This is a genomic window from Streptosporangium nanhuense, assembly GCF_059358815.1.
The window spans coordinates 58,185-78,397 of record NZ_JCADBG010000017.1 but is presented as its reverse complement, the minus strand read 5'-3'; the positions used below and the strand labels follow the sequence as shown (position 1 = coordinate 78,397).

Genomic DNA, 20,213 nt, shown 5'->3' with positions numbered 1-20,213 from the left:
TGTCCGACGATGCCGTGTCGCCCGCGCCGGCTACTCGTCGAGTCGTACGGGCTTTTCGACAGGCGAGCCGGGACTCTCTCGGGACCCGGTGAGCGGGCTCGCCCGTCGAGGCGCACTACGGCGTGTGGAGCAGTTCCAGGCCCATCGTGGCGGGGAGGGCCGCGAGGTCGCCTCCGGCGAGCTTGGCGGCGGCCGCGCGCAGGGCGCTCAGGCTGTGCAGGTAGGGGTCGACCCCCAGGCTGATGCGGCGGGCGCCGGCCCGCCGGATGTCGTCGAGGGTGAAGGCGCCCGACGACCATCCCAGGAGTACGTTGACGGGCTTGGGCGCGACCGCCCTGACGACGGTGGCGACGGCGTCCAGGTCGGGCAGGTAGGGGGCGAAGAGCACATCGGCGCCGGCTTCGGCGAAGGCGGTCAGGCGGCGGACGGTGTCGTCCAGGTCGGGCCGGCCCTGGATGAAGTTGTCGGTGCGGCCGGTCAGCACGATCTGTCCCCGGGCCGCGGTGGCGGCGTGGCGTACGCGCTCGACGGCCTCGTCGAAGTCGCGGATGGGGTGGTCGGGGTCGGCGGAGGTGTCCTCGATCCCGATGCCGGACAGGCCCGCGGCGATGGCGGCCTTGACGGTCGCGGCGACGTCGTCGGGGGTGTCGCCGTAGCCGTCCTCGAAGTCGCCGTTGACGGGGAGCCCGCTTGTCCGGCTGAGCAGTTGTGCGTGTGCGAGGTGCTCGTCGCGGCTGATCGCGTGGCGGCCGTCGAGGCGGCCGAGGGTGGCGGCGAAGGCGGCCGAAGAGGTGGCGACGGCCTTGAAGCCCGCCTCGGCGAACACCGCGGCCGACAACCCGTCGAAGGCGTTGGGCATGACGAAGACGTCGTTCCGCTCGTGCAGGGCGGCGAAGGCTTCATAGCGCTCGCGCGAAGTGGTACCGGACATGGCTGTGTCCTCTCCAGATGGATGGTGTCGTGCCGACCGTCGCCGCATCCGTCCGACGGTCCCCCTGCCGGTCTCACTCACCGTTTACGCAGGTCATGGATGCGGGCTTCCGACTTTATGGGCTACGCAGCCCAGTAAACCGGACACAGATTGGGCTGTCAAACCCAATATTGGAGTACGCTCTGTTCCATGGGCGTTGGAAGGGCCGATGCGAAGTTCACGGCCAAGGGGCTCGCGGCCAGGGCACGCATCATCGAGCACGCGGCGGAGTTGATCTACACCCAGGGCGTGCACGGCACCAGCAACGAGCTGCTGCGCAAGGCATCGGGCGTCAGTGGATCACAGCTCACCCACTACTTCCCGGACAAGGAAAGTCTCGTGCTCGCGGTGATCGAGTGGCAGACGGAGAAAATCCTCGACCTGCACGCCGGGTCGAGTTTCGCGGGGTTCGACACCATCGACGCCCTGCGGCAGTGGGCCGCGTTCTACGTCTCCCACGAGCGTGTGTGCCAGGAGGGCTGCACGCTGGGTTCCCTCGCGGCCGAGATCGTCAAGGCCGATCTCGACGTCCGCGACCGGCTCGCCGCCGACTTCGACCGCTGGAAAGACGTGCTGCGCGCCGGACTCGATCGCATGCGCGACCAAGGCCGGCTTCGCCCCGACGCCGACCCCGCGCAGCTGGCGAACCTGCTGCTGGCCGCCATGCAGGGGGGCATGCTGCTCGCTCAGATCGCCCGCGACGCCACCCCGCTGCGTGACGCCTTGACCGCCGCCATCGATCAGGTGCAGTCCTTCGAGGTGACGCAGGCGTCGCCTGAGCGGGCTCGGTAACGGCCACCACACACCGGCACGGCTGCCCGAGGTCCGTCAGCCGTGGCCGCGCGCGATCCACGGCCAGGCGAGAGAGCATCCCTACGCCTCACCGTTCCAGTTCGACGCTGGCACCCTTCTCGTCGGTTCAGGGCTGGTGCGCGTTTCTCAACGGCATCTCAACGCCAGCGGGGACGGTTCGCTGTTGAGGGAATTCTCAGCGTCCCTCAGCGAGGTCACAGGTCCGACAGGACAGGCTTCGTCGAATCATCGCGTCACGAGGCCGAGGAGTGCGGATGAGAGACGAGACGCTGAGCCCGTGGCGCAGGTGGCCGTTCGTTGCGGCGGTGTGGAGCACGCTCTACGGTGTGGCCCACGTGTGGTGGCTGACAGATTCAGGGGCGCCGTCGGCTCCTCCTGAGGAGGCGTTCTCGCCCGGCCGGTGGATGGCGGTGACGCTTGCTTTCATGGCCACAGCGGTGTGCTCAGTGATCGCCGCCGGGATCGGCCACCGCTGGGCGGTGTCTGTGCGATGGACGCTGGTGGCGCTGGCGTGGGTGATCGGGGCCGGGCTGATCGTTTATTCGTACATGCTCGCCATCAGCCTTGTCACCATGCTGTTCGGCCAGGTGGACCACTGGGGGAGCCTGTTGACCCGCGCGGCCGGAGCGACGGCGGGCGTGCTGACGCTGGCGTGTGCCGTCGCCGAGCAGCGCAGGGTCCGGCGGGCCTGTTCCCACTGCGCCCGAGTCCACGGCCGTTCGCCGGAGCGGCGCACCGATCCCACACCACGGTGGGCCTACCTCGCCGCTTACATCGCGATCGCTGGTTGCGCAGCTCGTCTGAGCGCGCTGGTCCTCGACTCCATCATGACGCAAAAGCCGCTGCCGTTCGCGCTCGGCACACCCTTCGCGATCTTCGTCGTCTCGCTGATCCTGGCCGGCACTCTTCTGCCACTGGCGCTGGTGCACCGGTTCGGCAGGATTTGGCCACGCTGGGTGGTACCGCTGGCGGGAGGTGATGTGCCGCGATGGCTCGTGCTCGGAGCCGCTTTGCCGGTCGGCGCGGGCTTGGCAGGCTACTTCGGCGTGGCCGGGATGACGGCGTGGTTTCTTGGTAAGGGCAACCTGGCCCAAGCTCCATTCTGGAAGGTGTCGATGGAGATGTTCGGCTACACGTTGTGGGGCCTGGGCCTGCTCGCCGCCGCCATGTCCTACTACAGTTCGACCAGGCCGAGCTGCCCTTTCCCGGGGTTCGCCGTTCCGCGCACTCCACGAACGCCGTCATGATCGAACCAGCGATCGATCGTCAGACAGGACATGGTCTCGCGGCTCCTCGAAGTGTCCGGTTCCCATTCAAGATCATCGGCATGGCCGTTCACGAAAAGCTTCGCCTCTCCGAACGCGAATAGCCGCGTCGCCGGGCGGGATGTTCTCCATCCGCACGCGGATGACGTCGGCCGGCTGCGCGGCGCGCCCACTCCGCGACGTCGACGCTGCTCCGCTCGCCGGGTCCGGCGGGAACGGACCCCTTACAGTGGCCACCGTGATGGATTTGACGCAGATGGTGGCTTTCGCCGGTGTGATGACACTCGGGGCGATGTCGCCCGGGCCCGACTTCGCCGTGGTCGTCCGGCGTTCCGCCGTGTCCGGCCGCGCGTACGGCATGGCGGCCGCGGCCGGGATCTCGGTCGGGGTGTTCGTCTGGGTGCTGGCCGCGGCGAGCGGCATCGCGGCTCTGCTGGCGACGTCGGCCGTGGCGTTCACCGTGGTCAAGGTCGCCGGGGCCGGCTACCTGCTGTATATCGGGGTCAAGGCGTGGCGCGCGGCTCTGCGCGAGGGCGGCGACCTGCGGCTGGATCTGCCCGATCCGGGAAGGCGCGGCCCGCTGGCGGCGTTCACCGAGGGGCTGCTGACGAACATGCTCAATCCCAAGGCCGCGCTGTTCCTCATCGCGCTGGTGCCCCAGTTCGTCTCCGGAGACGCCGGGCTGGGCGACGCGCTGGTGCTGTCGCTGATCGCGGTGGCGGGGACCGTACTGTGGTTCCTCCTGGTGGCCAACATCGTGGGAGCGCTGCGTCGGCTGTTCGCCAAGCCGGTCGTGCGCAAGACCGTGGACGGGCTCACCGGAACCGCGTTGATCGCCCTCGGCGTCAACCTGGCCGTCGCCGGCCGCCCGTAGCGAGACCGGCATGCCGGCACGCGTGTAGGTGAGCGGATGGACCGTGACGGTTCGGGTCACTCGTCCTCTCTCAGAAAACCCCTCCTGGCCTGGGCGATCGACCCGGTTGTCGGCTGACGGCACGCTTGTCGACAGCACTCCCGGCACGCCCTCATCTCATGTCGGCCTTGCCTGCGTGACCGGATCGGTGGCCGCCGGGCTTCGACGGCGGCAGGCCTGTGCCTTCGTGCGGTTGCCGCACAGGCGCGGTGAGCACCATCGGGCCCTGCCGGGACGGGATCGGTCGTGGAAGACCCACTGGCGGTCGGGGGCCCGGGCAGATCCCGGGCCGCGGCCAGGTGCCGTCCGCCGTGGCGGTGACCGCCGCCGTGACGAGCTGGCCGAGCGCGACGGTCACCGGGTCACCGGGTCACCGAGGACCACCGGTTCGGCGCCGCGTGTGGTCAGCTTGGCCTGCGGGAGAGGTCGAGCAGGACCTCGCCGTGCTCGCGGAGGGTCGCGCACAGGTCGCGGGCGAGATAGGTGTGGTCGGCCACACCGTCAGGACCCGGCAGGCCGTGCTCGCGCAGCCCCCCGCGACTCGTACCCCTCGTCGTGGACGAGCGTCGACGCGAGGCCGCGCCGCGCCTCCTCGCGCCCGCGGAAGGTCGCCGGAGGTGAAGCGGTCCGGGTTCGGTGGAGGCTGTGGTCCGCCCCGCGGCGGGCGGCGGCACGCGCGATCCGCGACGTCGCCCCGGCCATCCCGGCCCGATCACGCTCCGTTGCCTTTCACCCGCCGATCGATTGACGCCGGGCGCCGAATTTCAAAGACGGTCTTGCATATCTGTGATCTCTAGTTAAAGATCAATGTGCAAGGGCAATTCCCCACGGGGGTCTACAGGAAGGTCCAAGGCATGGGTCTCATGAAAAGAGCGGTCGTCGGCTTCGCCAGCTTCGCCATCGCCGGAACGGTCTTATCCTTTGGTGGCGTGGCCCACGCCGAAAGCAAGTTCTACGGTGGTTACTCGGACGCGGGCACCTGCAACTACTGGCGTTACGCGGTCAGGGATTCGGGATACCAGGTGACAACCTGTACCTGGTCGCAGCCCAACAAGTGGCACTTCACCGCGTGGCGCTAGCACCCGCGGCGGACCCGTTGTGAACCACACATAGGTCCAAGGGCCCGGCTCCTTGAGGAGCCGGGCCCTTCGCGCGTCCCGGGCCGGCGCGTGGGGTCCCGCCGGCTTCCGCCGCATCGGTCCGGGAGTCGATCCGCCCGCCGCGCACCGGGCGTCGTCGTACGCCGGGAAGGTCCGGCCGCCGGAGGAGGGCGAGAGACTCGCCGGTGAGCTCGCCCTCCCGGACGTCGCGGCCGGAGCGGTCCACTGATGACGGTGCGCGAGTTTGTCCAGCTCAGACACCAGATCGGTCCGGGAGATGCCGGAAGAACGGTCCCGGGCGCACCCCGGGCCGCCCGGTGGCGGAGCGTGATCGGGCCGGGGTGACCCGGGGGTGACACGGCGCCCGCCCGGTGGCCGCGAGGCCCTGGTCGCGGCCACCGGCGGGGCCCGCCGCCCCGGCCGTCCCCCCGCCCCTCCCGGCGAGATCGGCGTCCCGGCGGCCGCCGCCCGCGGCGCCGCGATCCGGCGGCGACTCCTGGGGACTCCCGCGGCCACCACGGCGGGACCACCGCCCGTCTCCTCCGGGAAGGCGGTGCGGGCCGGAGCCGCCACGCCGCCGGCGAACACGGAGCGTCACCGTGAAATCTGGCGGGAACGACAACCCGTGACACTCCGATAAGCGAGCTTACCGATCTGAAAACCGGATTGGCCTGGACTCTTCCAGCGCCTCCCCGGCTACCGAACGGAGTCATTCTCCATTTGGCCGCGAATTCGAGAGAATCGAATTCACCGGGGAAACGGGAAGTTTCGGCTTCCGCCCGGAGATCTCACCTGCGGCGGGGCCGGTGAATGGAACGATTTACCTTTGTGGGGCGAACGCGCGAGACTCCCCACCGCCCCGAGCCGGACCCGAAGGGCACGGACAGTGACGGATCTCGTCGAGTGGCCCTTCCCCACCGGCGGTACCGGCGGTACCGGCGGACGACCGTCGCGGAGGTTCGGAGCACGCGGGTCGAGGTGCCCGCGATTCTTTCTGGCCGGGGTCCGCCGGGTGGATCGGTCGTCCCCGCTCAGGAGTCTTGGCTGCTGGGAGGGCACTTCCGGGGGCGGCTCCCGCTTCGCGCTGATTTACGACTTGCCGCTAATCCCCCGAATCCAGAGACGAATTGACTGGATATTCCATACGATCTCGCGATAGTGCTTCTCTCGTATTACCTTTCCCCATATGGTGACCATGCCTCGCTGAAAACCCCGCGACAGACCACTGATCCGGTATGTGGCCGCAAGCGACAGGGGAGAAGCCAATGGCCGCTTCACGATGGACGACCACCCGTCTCGCGCTCGTCGCGCTGCTCACCGGCGTCCTGATCGCGGGCCTGCCGGGCCCACCGGGCACCGCGGCCGCCACGACCGGCGCGAACTCCCCGGTGAGCGCCTCCGACGCGAGAAGCCTCGACGACATCAACGCGGACATCCGCAGTGCCCAGTACGCCATCAACCGGTTCTGGGCGACGCACTGGTCGGAGTTCTTCCCCGGCAGATACTCGCCCCCGCGCGTTCTCGGCGCGTACGACGGCGCGCGGGGCGACGCGCCGACGTGCCAGGGACATCCCCTTCCCGATGACAACGCCCTGTACTGCTGGCCGCCCTACGACTTCGTCGCGTGGGACGTCGACCTCATGCGGATGGGATACCAGCAGGGGGACGCCTGGGTCTATCTGATCATCGCGCACGAGTGGAGCCACGTCGTCCAGGCCCGCATCCCCGAGAGACTGGTGTCCCGGCAGCTCGAACTCCAGGCCGACTGCCTCGCCGGGGCGGCGCTCTTCGGAGCCGCCGACGACGGCATCCTGTACTTCGAGACCGGTGACACCCAGGAGATCTCGGCGGCCCTGCGGGCGCACGCCGACGACACCCCCTGGACCGACGTCAGCGACCACGGCACCGCCGCGCAACGCCTGGGCGCCTTCAACCGGGGCGCCCGCCTGGGCGTGGGCGGATGCTTCGCGTGACGGGGGCGATCCCGGCTCGCGACCGCGCCCGCGCTTCCGCCCGCAGGCTCCCCGGCGACCGCGACCGCGACCGTTACCGTGACCACGACCACGACCACGACCACGACCGCGCTCACGCCCCTGCTCACGACGACGCTCACGACCGTCAGAGCACCCGGCCCGTCGCCGGGTAGGACCCCGGCCGGGGTGATGGAGGGGTCATCCGGGCCGGGGTCACGAACCTGCTCCCTGCCGCGAGGAGCCGGCCCCGGTCAGCGCGCGCAGATGTCCTGGTACGGCAGGGCGGGCGCGTAGCGGGTCCACTGTTCGCGGTTCAGGCCGCCGCCGGTCACCAGGCACGCGGTCGCGGCCAGCCGGTCGCGCAGGTCGTACATCGGGCGCAGGTCCCACAGGACGACGTCGCCCCGGGTGCCGGAGATCGCCAGCGTGTCACCGTCGGCGGAGAACACCGTGTGCCCGACGGCGTCCAGGTTGGCGGCCAGGGCGATGCCCAGCTGCCGGGGCAGGATCCGGTTGCCGAGGTCCCACAGGTAGGCGTTCCCCTCGATGCCGCCGGTGACCATGATGTCGGACGAAGGGGCGATCGCCAGGCTGATCCCGTGGCTGCGGTGCGGGGCGAACGGGTCGCCCAGCCGCCGGGCACGGGCGGGGTCGCCGAGGTCCCAGAGGATCGCGGCGCCGTTGGTGTCGCCGGTGACCAGCAGGTCCCCGGACGGCGACAGCGCCGCGCTGCCCACGTCCGCGCGGTGCCCGATCAGCGCGGAGCCGAGCTGCCGCGGACGCGCCGGGTCGGTGATGTCCCACAGCCTGACGCCTCTCTCGCCCTCAGGACCGCCGGCCTCCTGCACGGCCAGCCGATCCTGGGGACCCGGCTCGGGCTGGACCCCGGATCCCCGGACGACGGCCAGCACCCTGCCGTCCCTCACCCGCCAGAGGCCGAGCACCTGCAACTGGTCGAGGATCAGCGCCAGGCGGCGTGGCCTGGTCGGGTTGCGGACGTCCCAGAAGATGGTGCCACTGTCGCCGCCCGCGACCATCCGGCCGTCCGGGGAGAACACCAGGGCGCTCAGGTCCGCGTCCACGAGCAGCCGGTCGGTCTGCCGGGGCGAGCCGGGGTCGGCCGTGTCGTACAGGACCACCCCGGTGTCGCGCAGGCCCGACACGGCCAGGGTGGTGCCCCGCGTGGCGAACGCCGTCCTGATCGCGGACACCGGGATCGTGCCCATGGCCCGCGGGGCGGCGGGATCGCGGACCCGCCACAGCGCCACTCCCCTGAGCCAGCCGCCCACGGCGAGCTGCCCGCCGTCCGCGGAGAACGCCAAGCCGCCCGGGAGGTCCTTCCGCCTGGACAGGGCGCCGAGCCGCTGCCGCCGCCTGAGGTCCCAGATCGTCACCTCGTCGCTCACGGCGCTCCCGGCCATCGCGATCCGGCCGCCGTCCGGGGAGAACGCCAGCTCGTTGATCCGCGTGCGGGCGTCGAGCCGGGGTCCGAGCCTGCGGATCCGGCCGGGCTTGGAGAGATCCCACAGTTGCAGCCCGGGGGTCTTCTCGCTGGACGTGCCGAGCATCGACCCGTCCGGCGACAGCCACGCGCCTCCCTGCTGCTGGGGCTCGCCTATCACCTTCCGGCCCAGCCGCCGCGGCCGTGCCGGATCGGCCAGGTCCCAGATCGTCACCGGCCCGCCGGGGATTCCGCTGATCAGCCGGTCGTCGCCCGCGGAGAATCCCAGGATGCCGATGTACGGTGCGTAGATCTCGGCGTTGCCGGGATCGGCGAACGGCGTGCCGACCTGACGCGGGCGGAGCGGATCGCGCAGATCCCACAGCATCAGGGCACCCGAGTCGAAACCGGCCGCCAGATAACGCCCGCTGTGCGCGTACGCGATCGAGGAGACCCTGCTGCGAACCCCGGTCAGCTGCCCGGCGTACGGCGTGGTGGTGATCGCACGCTGGAGTGCGGAGTAGGTCTCCGCGTCCGGATGGATCCGGTGCGCGGCCACGTTCAGCAGCAGCGCGGTGCGCGGGTCGGTGTCCAGCGCCGCCTCCGCCTTGGAGATCAGCTGCCGGGCGATGGCGACCCGCTGCTGCTCCCGCGCCGTCTGCCGCTCCTGCCGCGCCGACCGCACCTGGACCACGGCGACCCCGGCCAGCAGCAGCGCGACCACGAGCAGCCCGCTGAGCAGGGCGAGCGTCCGGCGGCGCTGCCGCCGGCTCCGGGTCTCCGCGCGGATCCCGGCGTCCAGGAACAGCGCGGCCGTACCGGGCGGCGGGTCGTCCCGCCAGCGCGACCTGGCGTGCAGGACGGCGGCCAGTCGCTCACCCCGGTACAGGTAGGCGGCGGCCCGGCCGCTGGCGTCCCAGTCGGCGGCGTCGTCGACCAGCTGGCTGCGCAGCGCGTGACCGGTCAGGTCGGCCTCCAGCCAGCCGCGCAGCCGGGGCCAGTTCGTCAGCAGCGCGTCGTGCGCGATCTGCACGGAGCCGGTGTCGGCCACGATCAGCCGCCGCCCGGCGTAGACCTCCAGGACCTCCGCGAGCCCCGGCTCGTCGGTCAGGGACATCGTCCGGCGGGTCAGCCGCCCGTCGGGGGAGACGGCCGTCAGCCGCTGGAACAGCCGCCGGGTCAGCTCCCGCCCGGCCGGGTCGAGGCCGTCGTAGGCCAGCTCCGCGCTGGTCGCCACGGCCCGGGTGACGCCGCCGGTGCGCGCGTACCCGCGGCTGGTCAGCCGGTCGCCGTCGCGGTGCTCCCAGACCGTCAGCATGGTCTGGGACAGCAGCGGCAGCACGCCCGCGTCGTACCCGCCCGCCGGGGCGCGCAGCTCGCCGAGGATGGTGTCGGCCAGGCCGGGTTCGAGCTCGAGCCCGGCCGCGGCGGCGGGCGCGGTGATCGCGGTCCGCAGCTCGGCCTCCGTCATCGGCCCGAGTACGAACGGCCCGTTCCGCAGTGCTTCGAGCAGCTGCGGGAACGCGGCGCACCGGTCGATCACGTCACCCCGTACCGCGATCACCACCAGCGCGGCGGGCGCTTCGCCGGGCTCCGCCACGGTCGCGGCGGCGTGCAGCGCGGTCACGAACGCGGCCCGCTCCGTGTCGGCGTCCGGGCCGCCGATCGCGAAGATCTCCTCGAACTGGTCCACGACCAGGATCAGCCGCCCCGCCGGGCCGACCGCCTGCCTGACCAGCAGTGCCGCGTCCGCCGGAGCCGCCCGGAGCGCGTCGAGCACCGCGGGCACGGTCAGCCCCGCCAGGCTCGCCAGGAGCGTGGCCAGCGCGACGAGGGGCGACCTGGTCGGCTGGTCCAGGATGTGCCTCGGCCAGCGCGCGGCCGGTTCCGACAGGTCGCCGCGCCCGATCGCCGGAAACAGGCCCGCGCGCAGCAGCGACGACTTCCCCGCGCCCGACGCGCCGGTCAGCACCAGCGGCCCGGGCCCGGTCAGCCGCTCGGACAGGGTGCTGACCAGCTGGGCGGTGACCAGCTCGCGCCCGGTGAACACCTCGGCGTCCGCCTCGGTGTAGGTCGCGAGCCCCTTGTACGGGCTGCCGTCGGCCCACCTCGCGCCGTCGCGCGCGCCGGTCTCCCCGGCCCGCCTGGTCCGGCGTTCGATCACCGCCAGCTGGTCGAGCAGCAGCCGGGTGTCGGTCGCCTGCCGGTACTGCAGGCCGACCGCCACCTGGAGCTCGGCGCGCTGCCGGTCGACGCCCTCCCTCAGCAGCCGTAGCTGGCCCTCGACGTCGGACAGTACGAAGGCGAACTCCGCGCCCAGCTCGGCCAGTCCGGCGGTCAGCGCCGTCTGCAGGTCCTGGTCGCCGCTCCGTACGGCCGCCTCGATCGCCGCGCCGACCAGCCCGAACTCGCGCAGCACCCGGGCCAGCTCGGCCCGCAGCGCCGCCGCGTCCGCGCCGTCCCCGGCCAGAACCTCCTGGAACCGGTGCTCCAGCTCGTCCCGGATCTCGTCCTGGGAGGGCTCGCCGTCACCCAGTCTGGCGACCCCGGCCTTCACCATGTCGGTCAGCACGTTCCCGCCGACCGCGGCCATCGCGCCGAGCCCGGCGGCCAGCAGTGGCGACGCCCCCAAGGCCAGCAACGGCGCGAACGCCCCCGCGGACAGCACCGCGAGCAGCACGGGCGGCGTCCACCGCCTGGCCCGCGCCCCCGCCGAACGCACCGACCGGGCTACCCCGGCGCGCATCAGCTCGGGCGCGTCGTCAGTCACATCGTCAATATCCCGATTGCCGACCTGCTTGGCAATGGCGGCGTCAGGTCACGGGTGATACGTGCCAGGCGCCTCCCGGCCGGTGACGCCGCGGACGCGGCGGTACCGCCGGGCGCTCGGCCGCGAACCGGCCCTCAGCCCCGTCGGCCGGCGGGAGTCCGGCGCGCGATCCCAGGCACGACGTCCGCTTGCGGGTCGCCCGCTCGGCCGGCTCATGGCCCGCGTGCGGGTCTCCCCTCCCGCACGCGGGCCCCGGCCCGCGCGAGTCCCCTCCTCCCGCGCGGGACGCGGATCTCGTCCTCACCCCCGGGTCCGTCCCTCCGTACGGGGGGCGGAGGTTCAGACGCGGCTGCTTCCGGCACGTTCCATCAGGGCGGCCAGGCGGTTCGCCCGTTCGGTGTCACCGGCGTGCAGGGAGGCGGTTCTGGCGATCTCCAGTGGTTCCATGGCGGCGGGCAGGCGTCCCGCGTCCATGAGGAGGTCCGCCCACTCCCCCGCCACGGCGGCCAGGTAGTCGTGGTCGGCGCCCTGGGCGTTCTCCGAGCGGGCCAGCCGGTGGCGGATCGTCACCGACTCGGCGTAGGCGGCGATGGCCTCCTCGCGGCGCCCCAGCGCGGCCAGCTGCCAGCCGAGGCCGTGCAGGGCGGTGGCGAAGGCCACCGAGTAGGCGGGCGGGTTCTCCGTGGCGAGCCGCCGCCGGATCGAGACGGCTCTGGTGCTGTGGAGTACGGCGTCCTCCAGCCGTCCCAGCGACGCCGTGCGCTGGGCCAGGGTGTGCAGCGCCATCGCGAGGCTCGGCTCGTGTGCCATCGGGCTCCGGGCGGCGAGGCCCTCGTAGATGCCGACCGCCTCGCGGGCGGCCTCCAGGGCGGCCTCCGGCATGCCGATCCGGCCCAGGTCGCAGGCGAGGCCGTTCAGCGAACCCGCGAGGTGGGGCAGGTACTCGTCGGGACGCGCCCGCGCCAGCTCGCGCCTGACGACCACCGCCTCGCGCCCCGCGTGGACCGCGTCGTGCCTGCGGCCCAGGCGGACGTACCGCATCGCCGCCCCGGCCAGGCACAGGGCCAGGTCGGGGAGGTAGGTGTCACGGTCGTCCCCGGCCAGCCGCCGGGCGATCTCCAGCGCCTCCTCGCCCGCGGCGAGCGCCTCCTCGTGGCGCCCGGAGGCCGCGAGCTCACCGGAGCGACGGCTCAGTGCCAGGGCCCGGCGGCGCTCGCGTTCCGCGGCCCCGCCGGACACACCGGGCGCGCCGGAGGGACCGGGCGTTCCGGAGGGACCGGAGACGGCGTCCCCGGTGACGGGGCCGGGGTCCAGGTCCCGGACCGGCTTCCCCGCCGCGTCGTCATGCGGTTCGCGGGGAGGCCCCGTGGCTCCCCCGCCGTCTTCCGCCCTCACCGGGGCCTTCCCCGGGTACCCCGGCCCGCGGACCGGGAAGCGATGGCGTGCATCCGTTCTCCTTGAGCGTGGGAACTCTTCCTGAGCGGTGTCGACGGGATCCGTCTCGCCCCCTCTCACCGAACCCTCCTCTCACCGAAACCTCCACGAACCTTCACCGGACCCTCCCGAACCGGGCCGTCGGTGGCGACGACCTGGTCGCCCGGCGTTTTGGAACGCTCCCATCCGTGGGGTGGCGAGCCCCGAAGGGCCCTCACCCCGCTAGACGGGGCTGTGCGCCGAGACCCACCTCGTCTCGGCACCCACCCCCCTGTCCTGAAGATCGAGAACGGCGTCGACGTCCTTCCTCGCGGAACGCGGCCCGGCGCCCCGCGGCCCGTCCGGCAGGACCTGCCAGACGGGGTCGCACTGGACGACCGGCCGGTCCCGTTCGGGTTCTCCCTCGGGGAGCGGCGTCCAGAGCGTGCGGACGCCGTGGTCGTTGACGAGCCTCAGGTTGGTACGGCACCCGGGGCAGCGGATCCCCCCGGTGCCGAGTTCCTCGCGCCGCGCGGTGAAGTAGCCGTAGTGGTCCACTCCGCGCTCGTCCCACGACAGGTTCATGTGCCGGTCCCAGTCGACCTTCGCGGCGGCCCGGCCCCGGGGGGCGCAGACCGGGCAGGGCACCCGCATCTCGTCCCAGAACCGCGAGGCCGCCAGGTCGGGGTCGCGCTGCCCGACCTGCTTCACCGTCCCGGTGACGGCGCGTCCCCCGCTTTCCGGAGACCTGCGGATCCGCGGGGCGGTGGTGATCGGGTCGGAGGTGTTGATGAGCCTGGCGAAGCGGTCGGCGTGGGCGTCGCCCAGCAGCGGGACGCCCAGGACGGTACGGGAGGTGAGGTGCTCCAGCTTGCGGATGCCGCCCGAGGGACGGGCGACGTACGCGGAGGTGATCATGGGGGGCGTGGAGCCGCGCGGCAGCAGCCACAGCGTGGCCAGCAGCTCGCTCACCGTCCAGAACGACGAGAAGTAGTCCGGCGCGGGATGGACGATCGCCCGCCCCGTCGCGATGATCTCGTACATCAGCCGGGCCACGCCCTCCCACATCTGCTGCCGGGTGACCACCTCGGCCGGGTAGGAGTACTCGCGGGGCGGCACCGTCCGCACGGTGACCGAGTGGGCCTTCTCGAAGGCCGCGCGCCACTCCCCCGCCTCCCGCCGCCGCTCGCCGTGGAAGCTGAGGAAGTAGTCGGCCGGGTTGTCGAACATCCAGTAGTGCTCCCGGGGCTCGGGCAGGCGCGACGCGGGCGTCCGGACCGTGCCCAGCACGCGGCGCAGACGCCGTTCCAGCCACTCGCCCAGCTCCGCGTTGCCCAGGGTGTCGCCGTGCACGGGGGCGTGGCAGGCGCGGGTCAGCACGTTGCGCGGCAGCGGGGTGCGGCTGACGACGATGCTGCCGGGGTCGAGCTTGGCGCGCGCGTTGAAGGCCGCGTAGACGTCCTCGGGTCCCTCGACGGAGCAGTCCCACAGGACGAAGGTCGACGCCCGCTGCGCCGCGAGCGCGGTGGTCTGGTCGGCGCCGGGGAGGGCGACCGCCAGGCGCACCCCCAGCCTCGCGCAGATCGGCCGTATCCAGTTGTCCAGCAGGTCGTGGCCGTTGTCGTTCGACGGTACGAAGGCCGTCATGGTGGCGTTCACACGACCGCCCCGACCACTCCGACCGCTCCCGCGCGACCGTTCCCCCCGGCCCGGCCGGCCGTCGCGCCCCGCGTGACCCGCACGACCCGTGCGGCTCGCGGGACCGTCACGGCCGGCGGCCGGCGGTACGCGCGACCCGCCACCGGCCGGCGGCTGTGCTCCCTCCCGAGTTCCCTCCCGAGGTGGGACGTGGTGCCCATCTGATGCTCTCCCCCCTGGCCTGACACTCCATGGACGTCTGCCTCCTGCACCGCCGAGCACACGGCGCCCTCTCCCGCGGTCATCCGTCCAGGTGGGTTTCCAGGAGGGTGACCAGCTCGATGACGCCGTGGAAGGGGACGGGCGGCGCGGAGTCATCGGATTCCACCGTCCCGGCGATGTGACCGGTGGCGGTCCTCTGGACGTCGATGGTCAACCGCATTCCGGCCTCCTGTCGGCGGCGCCGCTCTCCCGGCGCTCTGGCAAGCGCTCACGGTAGTCGCGGGGACCTGGAAAAGCGTCCAGGTACCACCCCTACGGATGCCATGACATACCTCGACATGCCCGCTTCCCGTACACCTACAGGCCCGTTTCGTGCACGCCGGAACGGCCGCGGCGCCGTTCCTCGCGCGCCGCGAGCGTGGGGCGTGGGACGGGTATCGGGAGCCGGTTACTCGTCGGGGTCGGACAGGACCGCGCGGAGCTCGACCCTGTTGGTGACGTTCAGCTTCGCGTAGATGCGGTTCAGCTGCGTCTCCACGGTGCTGATCGCCACCGAGCGCTTCTGCGCGATCTGACGGGTGGTCATCTCCTCGCAGACCATCGCCACGACCTCGCGCTCGGCCCCGGTGAGACTGCTGAAGGCGGCGTTGGGACCGTCCACGGAGAGCCTCAGCTCCCCGGCCGTCCTCAGGGCGAGGTCGGCGTAGGCCGCGGCGCCGGTGCGGTTGAAGGCGACCAGCGCCCGCCGCAGCAGCCGCTCCGCCTCGGCGTGGCGGCCCCGGGCGTGCTGGGAGCGCGTCATCACCAGGTCGATCCTGCCGGCCTCGATCGGCAGTCCCACCTCGCGGGCCAGGGACAGGGCCTCCTCGCACTCCCGTACGGCGCCCGCGTGGTCGCCCCGGGCGGCGGCGATCTGGCCCCGCACCCTGGCGATGGACATCAGGGTCGAGCGGCGCCCGCTCGACGCGGCCCTGCCGGTGAAGACCTCCAGCGCGGCGTCCGCCTCGTCGACCCGGCCGAGCAGGGAGAGCGCGTCGGCGCCGATCGGGCCGAACAGGTGGGTGCCCGGTTCCAGGGAGTCGTAGTGCAGCTCGATGGCCTCGGCCGCGCTGAGCAGCCGCTGGACGTCGCCCTGGGCCTGGGCGATCGCCGCGCGCGCGCCCGCCGCGTAGGCGAGGCTCGCCCTGCTCTCGACGACCGGCGCCCAGTCGGCGGCCTGGCGGGCGTGCTCCTGCGCCCGGTCCCACTCGCCCCGGGCCGCGCGGGGGTAGCAGGCCAGGGAGTGCAGGATCGCGTAGTCCCAGACCCGCTCGTTCTCCTCGGCGTCGCCGACGGCGAGCCTGGTGAACTGGACGGCGTCGTCGAGCCTGCCCCGGCGGTACTCGGCCTCGCCCAGGAAGCCGAGTGCCTGGCCGACCCGCAGCGCCTCTCCGCGTGTCGCCCGCGCGACGCTCTCACGCAGGTCGGCGGACGCGCCCTCGAGGTCGTCGGTCCACAGCCGGATCATCCCCCTGGCGACCAGCCCGTCCAGCCCGGCCACCGAACCGGGCAGGTCGGCGTCCGCCAGGGACGCCAGCGCGTCCTCGGCCCGTCCGGCCAGGGTCCAGCCCAGGGACTGGGCGAACCAGGCGAACGCGCGCACCCACGGCTCGTGGCTGCCCGCCGCGACGGCCGCCGTGCCGTACTCGACCATCTCGGGGTAGGAGATCTCCACCACCCCGATGATCGCGAGCTGGGCCGCGATGCGCGCCCGCAGGTCCGCGGGCGTGTGCGGGCTCTCCGCCCTGTCGCGCCCCGCGGCGCCCAGTGCCTGGACCAGCAGCAGCTTGGCCTCCGCGACGCGTCCGGAGATCAGGGCCTGGTAACCGGCGACGTAGTCGCGCCAGGGACCTCGCGGCGCCGCGAGGATCTCGTTCTCGTAGCGCCTGGCGACGGTGGCGTCACCGGAGACCAGCAGGGTCTCGGCGGCCGTCAGCAGCCGGGCCAGCCGGTCGGGTCCCGGCGGGGTCAGGTCCGCGGCGTGGCGGGCGTACACCGCGGCCAGGGGCAGCCTGCCGCGCGACAGCAGGAACTGGGCCTCCTCCTGGGCCAGCGCGGCGAGCTCGCCGTCCGTACCGCCGCCGGACGCCGCGATCCCGTGCCACAGCGCGCCGGGACCGCCGAGCAGGGCGGCGCTGCGGTGCAGGGCACGGCGGCGCTCGACGCCGGAGTCGTAGTAGATGCGGTCCCAGACGAGCAGGGTGGTGAACGCGAACTCCTGCCCGCCCGTACCGGGGATCTCCTTGACCAGCCCGGCGGCGGCGGCCTCCTCCAGGGGCGTCGTGACGTCGGCGACGCCGGAGAGCGCGCGCAGGTCGGTCAGGCCGAAACGGCGGCCGAGCACCGCCGCCGCGCCGACGACCTCGCGGGTACGGCGGTCGCACGACGCGAGCCGCGACACGACGGCCTGCGTCATGCCGCGGGGGGCGGGCAGCGGGCCGTTGCCGAAGTTGATCGAGTGCATCTCCACCTGGTCCAGCAGGAGGAGCGAGTGCAGCGCGTTGCCGTCGGTGTGCTCGTGCAGCCTCCTGGCGCCGGAGGGGGTGAGGCCGTCGTGCCCGGTCGCGACGGCGAGCCTCACGAGGTCGTCGGCGGGGAGCCCCTCGACCTGGAGCAGGCGCCCCTGCGACGAGTCGAAGATCCGCTCCCACCCCTCGTGGAGTTCCAGGCGGGGGGCGTCCGGCGCCGCTCCCGTGGCGTACCCGGGAGCCTGGTGGACGAGCAGGAGCATGACCTGGGCGTTGCGCAGGCGCCGGGCCGCCAGGCGGAGCGCGGCCATCGACTGCCGGTCGCCGCAGTGCGCGTCGTCGACGACCACGATCAGCGCGTCCGCGGCGGCGAGCTCCGCCGCGAGGGCCTGCCCGACGAAGGCGGCCTCGGACTGGCCCGACAGCGTCCTGGCGAGCGTCGGGGTCGGCAGCTGCTCGGCGATCTGCTCCAGCACCCCCCAGGGGTGGGCGAGCGCGTCCTCGTCGCCGAAGGCGCGAACGGTCCGCACGCCGGGCACGGTGCGCAGGAAGCGCTCGACCAGCTCGGTCTTGCCGATCCCCGAGGCGCCCCGGACACCCACGACCCGCGCGTCACGGCGACCGGCCTCCCGCCATGCCTCCTCGAGGAAGTCGAGCTCCCGCTTCCGGCCGATGAACAGCGGAGAGGTTCTGCCGTGCAACGCAGCGCTCCCTTTTCCCGATCCCCATGTTCTTGACGGCGATTATGGGTCAGGAATCAACCTATCGGCATGCATTTCATCTGAAGATTCTTCACAAAACAAATCCGAATGAAATTCGTGTCATCCGGGCGTCCCGAGGATTCCCTCACCCTTGGAGCGGTCCGGAAGCAGGCTGCGACCAGCCGGACACGCTGAGAACCCGCCGCCCGTCGAGGTCGCGGCGCCCGACCCCACCGGCCTCGACCTGCTTTTCCCCTATTCCATACTGATTTTTGGCGGAATGCGAGCGATCTCCCGCTTGCCGGAGGAAGCGGCGGTTCACGGATACGACCCGGCCACAAAGGGGCCGTGACCGTTGATTGCCGCCGACCGCCGCCGCACGTGCGGCACGGATTTCACGCGATCGGCGATTTCCGCGCTCGGTAAGTATCCGGTGACACGAAGTGCCCAATACCTCACACATTACGCGAGGAAGCACACCCAGGATACGGTGTGCGATTTCCCAACCACGGTCCGGGGCACCGGCTCAGGCGCCCGGACCGTGGGGGAAGGCGAGGTCTGCTCGTGGGCGGCTGCCCGGGGAGGGGTGCACGATCAGGACCGGCCCGGAGCCATGGCAGGTACCGATGGGAGGATACGCAGCTCAAGGGCAGGCGGAGCCATGGGGAGCCATGGGGAGCATCGCCGGGGACGCGCGGATCGGGGCCGACGGAGCCGTGAGGAGTACCGCCGGGGAACACCCGGATCGGGACAGGCGAAGCCGTGACGAGTACCACCGGGGAACACCCGGATCAGGATCAGGCGGAGCCGTCCGTGTCCTGGAAGCGCTGCCGCAGCACCTCCTTACGTACCTTCCTGGCCGCGTTGCGCGGAAGCTCGGCGACGACGAACACCCTGGAGGGCCTCTTGTAGCCCGCGGAACTCCTCGGCGGTTCCCGAGGCGATCACCCGGCCCACTTCGAGCAGGTAGACGCGGTGGGCCAGGCCGAGCGCGAGCTCGGCGTTCTGCTCCACGAGGAGCATCGAGACGCCCTGCTCGCGGTTGACGGCCGCCAGGATGTCGAACAGCTCGGCGACGATGCGCGGGGCGAGCCCGAGGCTGGGTTCGTCGCAGAGCAGCAGGCGGGGTCTGCTCATCAGGGCGCGGGCCACCGCGAGCATCTGCTGCTCGCCGCCCGACAGCGTGCCCGCGGCCTGCCCGGTGTGCTCGGCGAGCACCGGGAACACCGAGCACCAGCGCTCGACGTCCTCGCGTATGCCCGCCCTGTCCTTGCGGAGCGCGGCGCCGACGTGCAGGTTCTCCAGCACGGTGAGGTGCGGGAAGGTGCCTCGCCCCTGCGGGACCAGGCTGACGCCCCGGGAGACGACCGCGTCGGGGCACAGCCCGCCGAGGGGACGGCCCTTCCAGCTGGATCGTTCCCTCGTACGGGAGCAGCCCGGCCAGGGCCCGCATGGTGGTGGTCTTGCCCGCGCCGTTCGCGCCGAGCACCACCACCGCCTCGCCCTCGCCGATCTCCAGTTCGACGCCGTGCAGGACCCGCGCCTGGCCGTAGCCCGCGCGCAGCCCCCGAGGAGCTGCGGGACCTGCTGATCTCGCGGCGCGTGTCGCACGCCGCCCTGGTGCCGACGCTCATCCAGCGGCTGGTCGCGCTGCCCGGCGTGCGGGAGTACGACTGGTCGGCGCTGAAGATCGTCGTGTACGGCTCCTCCCCCATCCCGCTGCCGGTGATCCGGGCCGCGACCGAGTCCATCGGCTGCCGCTTCCTGCAGAGCTACGGGCTCACCGAGTCGACCGGCGGCGTGACCGTCCTGCGTCCGACGACCACCTGCCGGAACCCGGCCTGGAGGGACGGCTGCTGTCGGCGGGCCGCCCGATGCACGGCGTGCCGATGCGCGTGGTGCATCCGGAGACGCTGGAGGACCTCGGTCCCGGCGAGCGGGGCGAGGTCCTGATCGGCGGCGGGCACGTGATGGCGGGCTACTGGCGGCGCCCGGCGGAGACGGCCGCGACGATCCTGCCCGACGGCTGGCTGCGTACGGGCGACGGGGGCTCCTTCGACACCGACGGCTACCTCTACCTGCACGACCGGATCAAGGACATGATCGTCAGTGGTGGTGAGAACGTCTACCCGGCCGAGGTGGAGAGCGTGCTGACCGGCCACCCCTCGGTCGCCGAGGTGGCCGTGATCGGCGTGCCCTCCGACCGCTGGGGCGAGGTGCCGCACGCGGTGGTCGTCCGGCGCCCCGGCACGGAACCGGTCACCGCCGAGCGGCTGATCTCCTGGACCAGGGAGCGCCTGGCCCACTTCAAGTGCCCCGCCGACGTCTCGTTCGTGACCGCGCTGCCGCGCAACGCGAGCGGCAAACTCCTCAAGACGCGCCTCCGCCGGGACCACGGTCGGCGCTGAGCCCCGGACGTCACCCGGAGGGGCGTCGCCAGGTGAACGCGGGCCGGTGTCCCGCCGCACGCGGTCGTGCCGCCCCCTC

15 protein-coding genes and 2 pseudogenes are annotated in these 20,213 nt (G+C 72.5%); 8 read left to right on the top strand and 9 right to left on the bottom strand.

Going from position 1 to position 20,213, the window contains the following annotated elements:
* Nucleotides 1–115: 115 nt before the first annotated feature.
* On the bottom strand, nucleotides 116–931 hold the full coding sequence (locus AC5L38_RS29345; protein ID WP_495246061.1) for an isocitrate lyase/PEP mutase family protein: 816 nt from the start codon (nucleotides 929–931) through the stop codon (nucleotides 116–118).
* A gap of 189 nt (nucleotides 932–1,120) precedes the next feature.
* On the opposite strand from AC5L38_RS29345, the gene AC5L38_RS29340 reads away from it, so the two are divergent.
* The 3 genes from AC5L38_RS29340 to AC5L38_RS29330 all read left to right on the top strand — a co-directional run bounded on the left by AC5L38_RS29340 (nucleotide 1,121) and on the right by AC5L38_RS29330 (nucleotide 3,922).
* Complete coding sequence (locus tag AC5L38_RS29340) at nucleotides 1,121–1,762, top strand: TetR/AcrR family transcriptional regulator (protein ID WP_495246060.1); 642 nt, start codon at nucleotides 1,121–1,123, stop codon at nucleotides 1,760–1,762.
* Nucleotides 1,763–2,037: 275 nt separating this feature from the next.
* A complete protein-coding gene (locus AC5L38_RS29335; protein ID WP_495246059.1) occupies nucleotides 2,038–3,030 on the top strand; it encodes a hypothetical protein in 993 nt (330 codons plus the stop codon).
* A 259-nt stretch (nucleotides 3,031–3,289) separates the two neighbouring features.
* On the top strand, nucleotides 3,290–3,922 hold the full coding sequence (locus tag AC5L38_RS29330; protein ID WP_495246185.1) for a LysE family translocator: 633 nt from the start codon (nucleotides 3,290–3,292) through the stop codon (nucleotides 3,920–3,922).
* A 156-nt stretch (nucleotides 3,923–4,078) separates the two neighbouring features.
* Here AC5L38_RS29330 and AC5L38_RS29325 read toward each other — a convergent pair.
* Nucleotides 4,079–4,222 (bottom strand): annotated as a pseudogene (locus AC5L38_RS29325) (CGNR zinc finger domain-containing protein); the annotation flags it as partial.
* Between the two features lie 668 nt (nucleotides 4,223–4,890).
* Here AC5L38_RS29325 and AC5L38_RS29320 point away from each other — a divergent pair.
* The 3 genes from AC5L38_RS29320 (at nucleotide 4,891) to AC5L38_RS29310 (ending at nucleotide 7,207) form a co-directional block, all read left to right on the top strand.
* Nucleotides 4,891–5,040, top strand: a complete 150-nt coding sequence (locus tag AC5L38_RS29320; protein WP_495246058.1) for a hypothetical protein — start codon at nucleotides 4,891–4,893, stop codon at nucleotides 5,038–5,040.
* A 1,286-nt stretch (nucleotides 5,041–6,326) separates the two neighbouring features.
* Nucleotides 6,327–7,034 (top strand): neutral zinc metallopeptidase, encoded by a 708-nt coding sequence (locus AC5L38_RS29315; RefSeq protein ID WP_495246057.1) that lies wholly within the window; start codon nucleotides 6,327–6,329, stop codon nucleotides 7,032–7,034.
* Nucleotides 7,031–7,207 (top strand): hypothetical protein, encoded by a 177-nt coding sequence (locus AC5L38_RS29310; protein ID WP_495246056.1) that lies wholly within the window; start codon nucleotides 7,031–7,033, stop codon nucleotides 7,205–7,207. Before AC5L38_RS29315 ends, AC5L38_RS29310 begins: the two co-directional genes overlap by 4 nt.
* 78 nt (nucleotides 7,208–7,285) lie before the next feature.
* Here the strand turns inward: AC5L38_RS29310 and AC5L38_RS29305 are convergent, their stop codons facing one another.
* The 7 genes and pseudogenes from AC5L38_RS29305 to AC5L38_RS29275 all read right to left on the bottom strand — a co-directional run.
* Nucleotides 7,286–11,245, bottom strand: a complete 3,960-nt coding sequence (locus AC5L38_RS29305; RefSeq protein ID WP_495246055.1) for an nSTAND1 domain-containing NTPase — start codon at nucleotides 11,243–11,245, stop codon at nucleotides 7,286–7,288.
* A 339-nt stretch (nucleotides 11,246–11,584) separates the two neighbouring features.
* On the bottom strand, nucleotides 11,585–12,640 hold the full coding sequence (locus AC5L38_RS29300; RefSeq protein WP_495246054.1) for a tetratricopeptide repeat protein: 1,056 nt from the start codon (nucleotides 12,638–12,640) through the stop codon (nucleotides 11,585–11,587).
* A 261-nt stretch (nucleotides 12,641–12,901) separates the two neighbouring features.
* Nucleotides 12,902–14,317: a hypothetical protein gene (locus tag AC5L38_RS29295; protein ID WP_495246053.1), complete on the bottom strand. Its 1,416-nt coding sequence runs from the start codon at nucleotides 14,315–14,317 to the stop codon at nucleotides 12,902–12,904.
* 280 nt (nucleotides 14,318–14,597) lie between these two features.
* Complete coding sequence (locus tag AC5L38_RS29290) at nucleotides 14,598–14,738, bottom strand: hypothetical protein (RefSeq protein WP_329082214.1); 141 nt, start codon at nucleotides 14,736–14,738, stop codon at nucleotides 14,598–14,600.
* Nucleotides 14,739–14,966: 228 nt separating this feature from the next.
* The gene (locus AC5L38_RS29285; RefSeq protein WP_495246052.1) at nucleotides 14,967–17,726 is read right to left on the bottom strand and encodes a helix-turn-helix transcriptional regulator; all 2,760 of its coding nucleotides are present in this window, start codon (nucleotides 17,724–17,726) and stop codon (nucleotides 14,967–14,969) included.
* Nucleotides 17,727–18,569: 843 nt separating this feature from the next.
* Nucleotides 18,570–19,034, bottom strand: coding sequence for an ABC transporter ATP-binding protein (locus tag AC5L38_RS29280; RefSeq protein WP_495246051.1), 465 nt, complete (start codon nucleotides 19,032–19,034; stop codon nucleotides 18,570–18,572).
* Between the two features lie 136 nt (nucleotides 19,035–19,170).
* Nucleotides 19,171–19,215 (bottom strand): annotated as a pseudogene (locus AC5L38_RS29275) (hypothetical protein); the annotation flags it as partial.
* Between the two features lie 113 nt (nucleotides 19,216–19,328).
* On the opposite strand from AC5L38_RS29275, the gene AC5L38_RS29270 reads away from it, so the two are divergent.
* Both AC5L38_RS29270 and AC5L38_RS29265 read left to right on the top strand, forming a co-directional pair.
* Nucleotides 19,329–19,679, top strand: a complete 351-nt coding sequence (locus tag AC5L38_RS29270) for an AMP-binding protein (RefSeq protein ID WP_495246050.1) — start codon at nucleotides 19,329–19,331, stop codon at nucleotides 19,677–19,679.
* Nucleotides 19,616–20,134 (top strand): class I adenylate-forming enzyme family protein, encoded by a 519-nt coding sequence (locus AC5L38_RS29265; protein WP_495246049.1) that lies wholly within the window; start codon nucleotides 19,616–19,618, stop codon nucleotides 20,132–20,134. The genes AC5L38_RS29270 and AC5L38_RS29265 overlap by 64 nt, the downstream gene beginning before the upstream one ends.
* Nucleotides 20,135–20,213 lie beyond the last annotated feature (79 nt).

Excerpts from the sequence above, each read along its gene's own strand:
- AC5L38_RS29345 (WP_495246061.1), bottom strand. The coding sequence starts at position 931 with ATGTCCGGTACCACTTCGCGCGAGCGCTATGAAGCCTTCGCCGCCCTG.
- AC5L38_RS29340 (WP_495246060.1), top strand. The coding sequence starts at position 1,121 with ATGGGCGTTGGAAGGGCCGATGCGAAGTTCACGGCCAAGGGGCTCGCG.
- AC5L38_RS29335 (WP_495246059.1), top strand. The coding sequence starts at position 2,038 with ATGAGAGACGAGACGCTGAGCCCGTGGCGCAGGTGGCCGTTCGTTGCG.
- AC5L38_RS29330 (WP_495246185.1), top strand. The coding sequence starts at position 3,290 with ATGGATTTGACGCAGATGGTGGCTTTCGCCGGTGTGATGACACTCGGG.
- AC5L38_RS29315 (WP_495246057.1), top strand. The coding sequence starts at position 6,327 with ATGGCCGCTTCACGATGGACGACCACCCGTCTCGCGCTCGTCGCGCTG.
- AC5L38_RS29290 (WP_329082214.1), bottom strand. The coding sequence starts at position 14,738 with ATGCGGTTGACCATCGACGTCCAGAGGACCGCCACCGGTCACATCGCC.
- AC5L38_RS29265 (WP_495246049.1), top strand. The coding sequence starts at position 19,616 with ATGCGCGTGGTGCATCCGGAGACGCTGGAGGACCTCGGTCCCGGCGAG.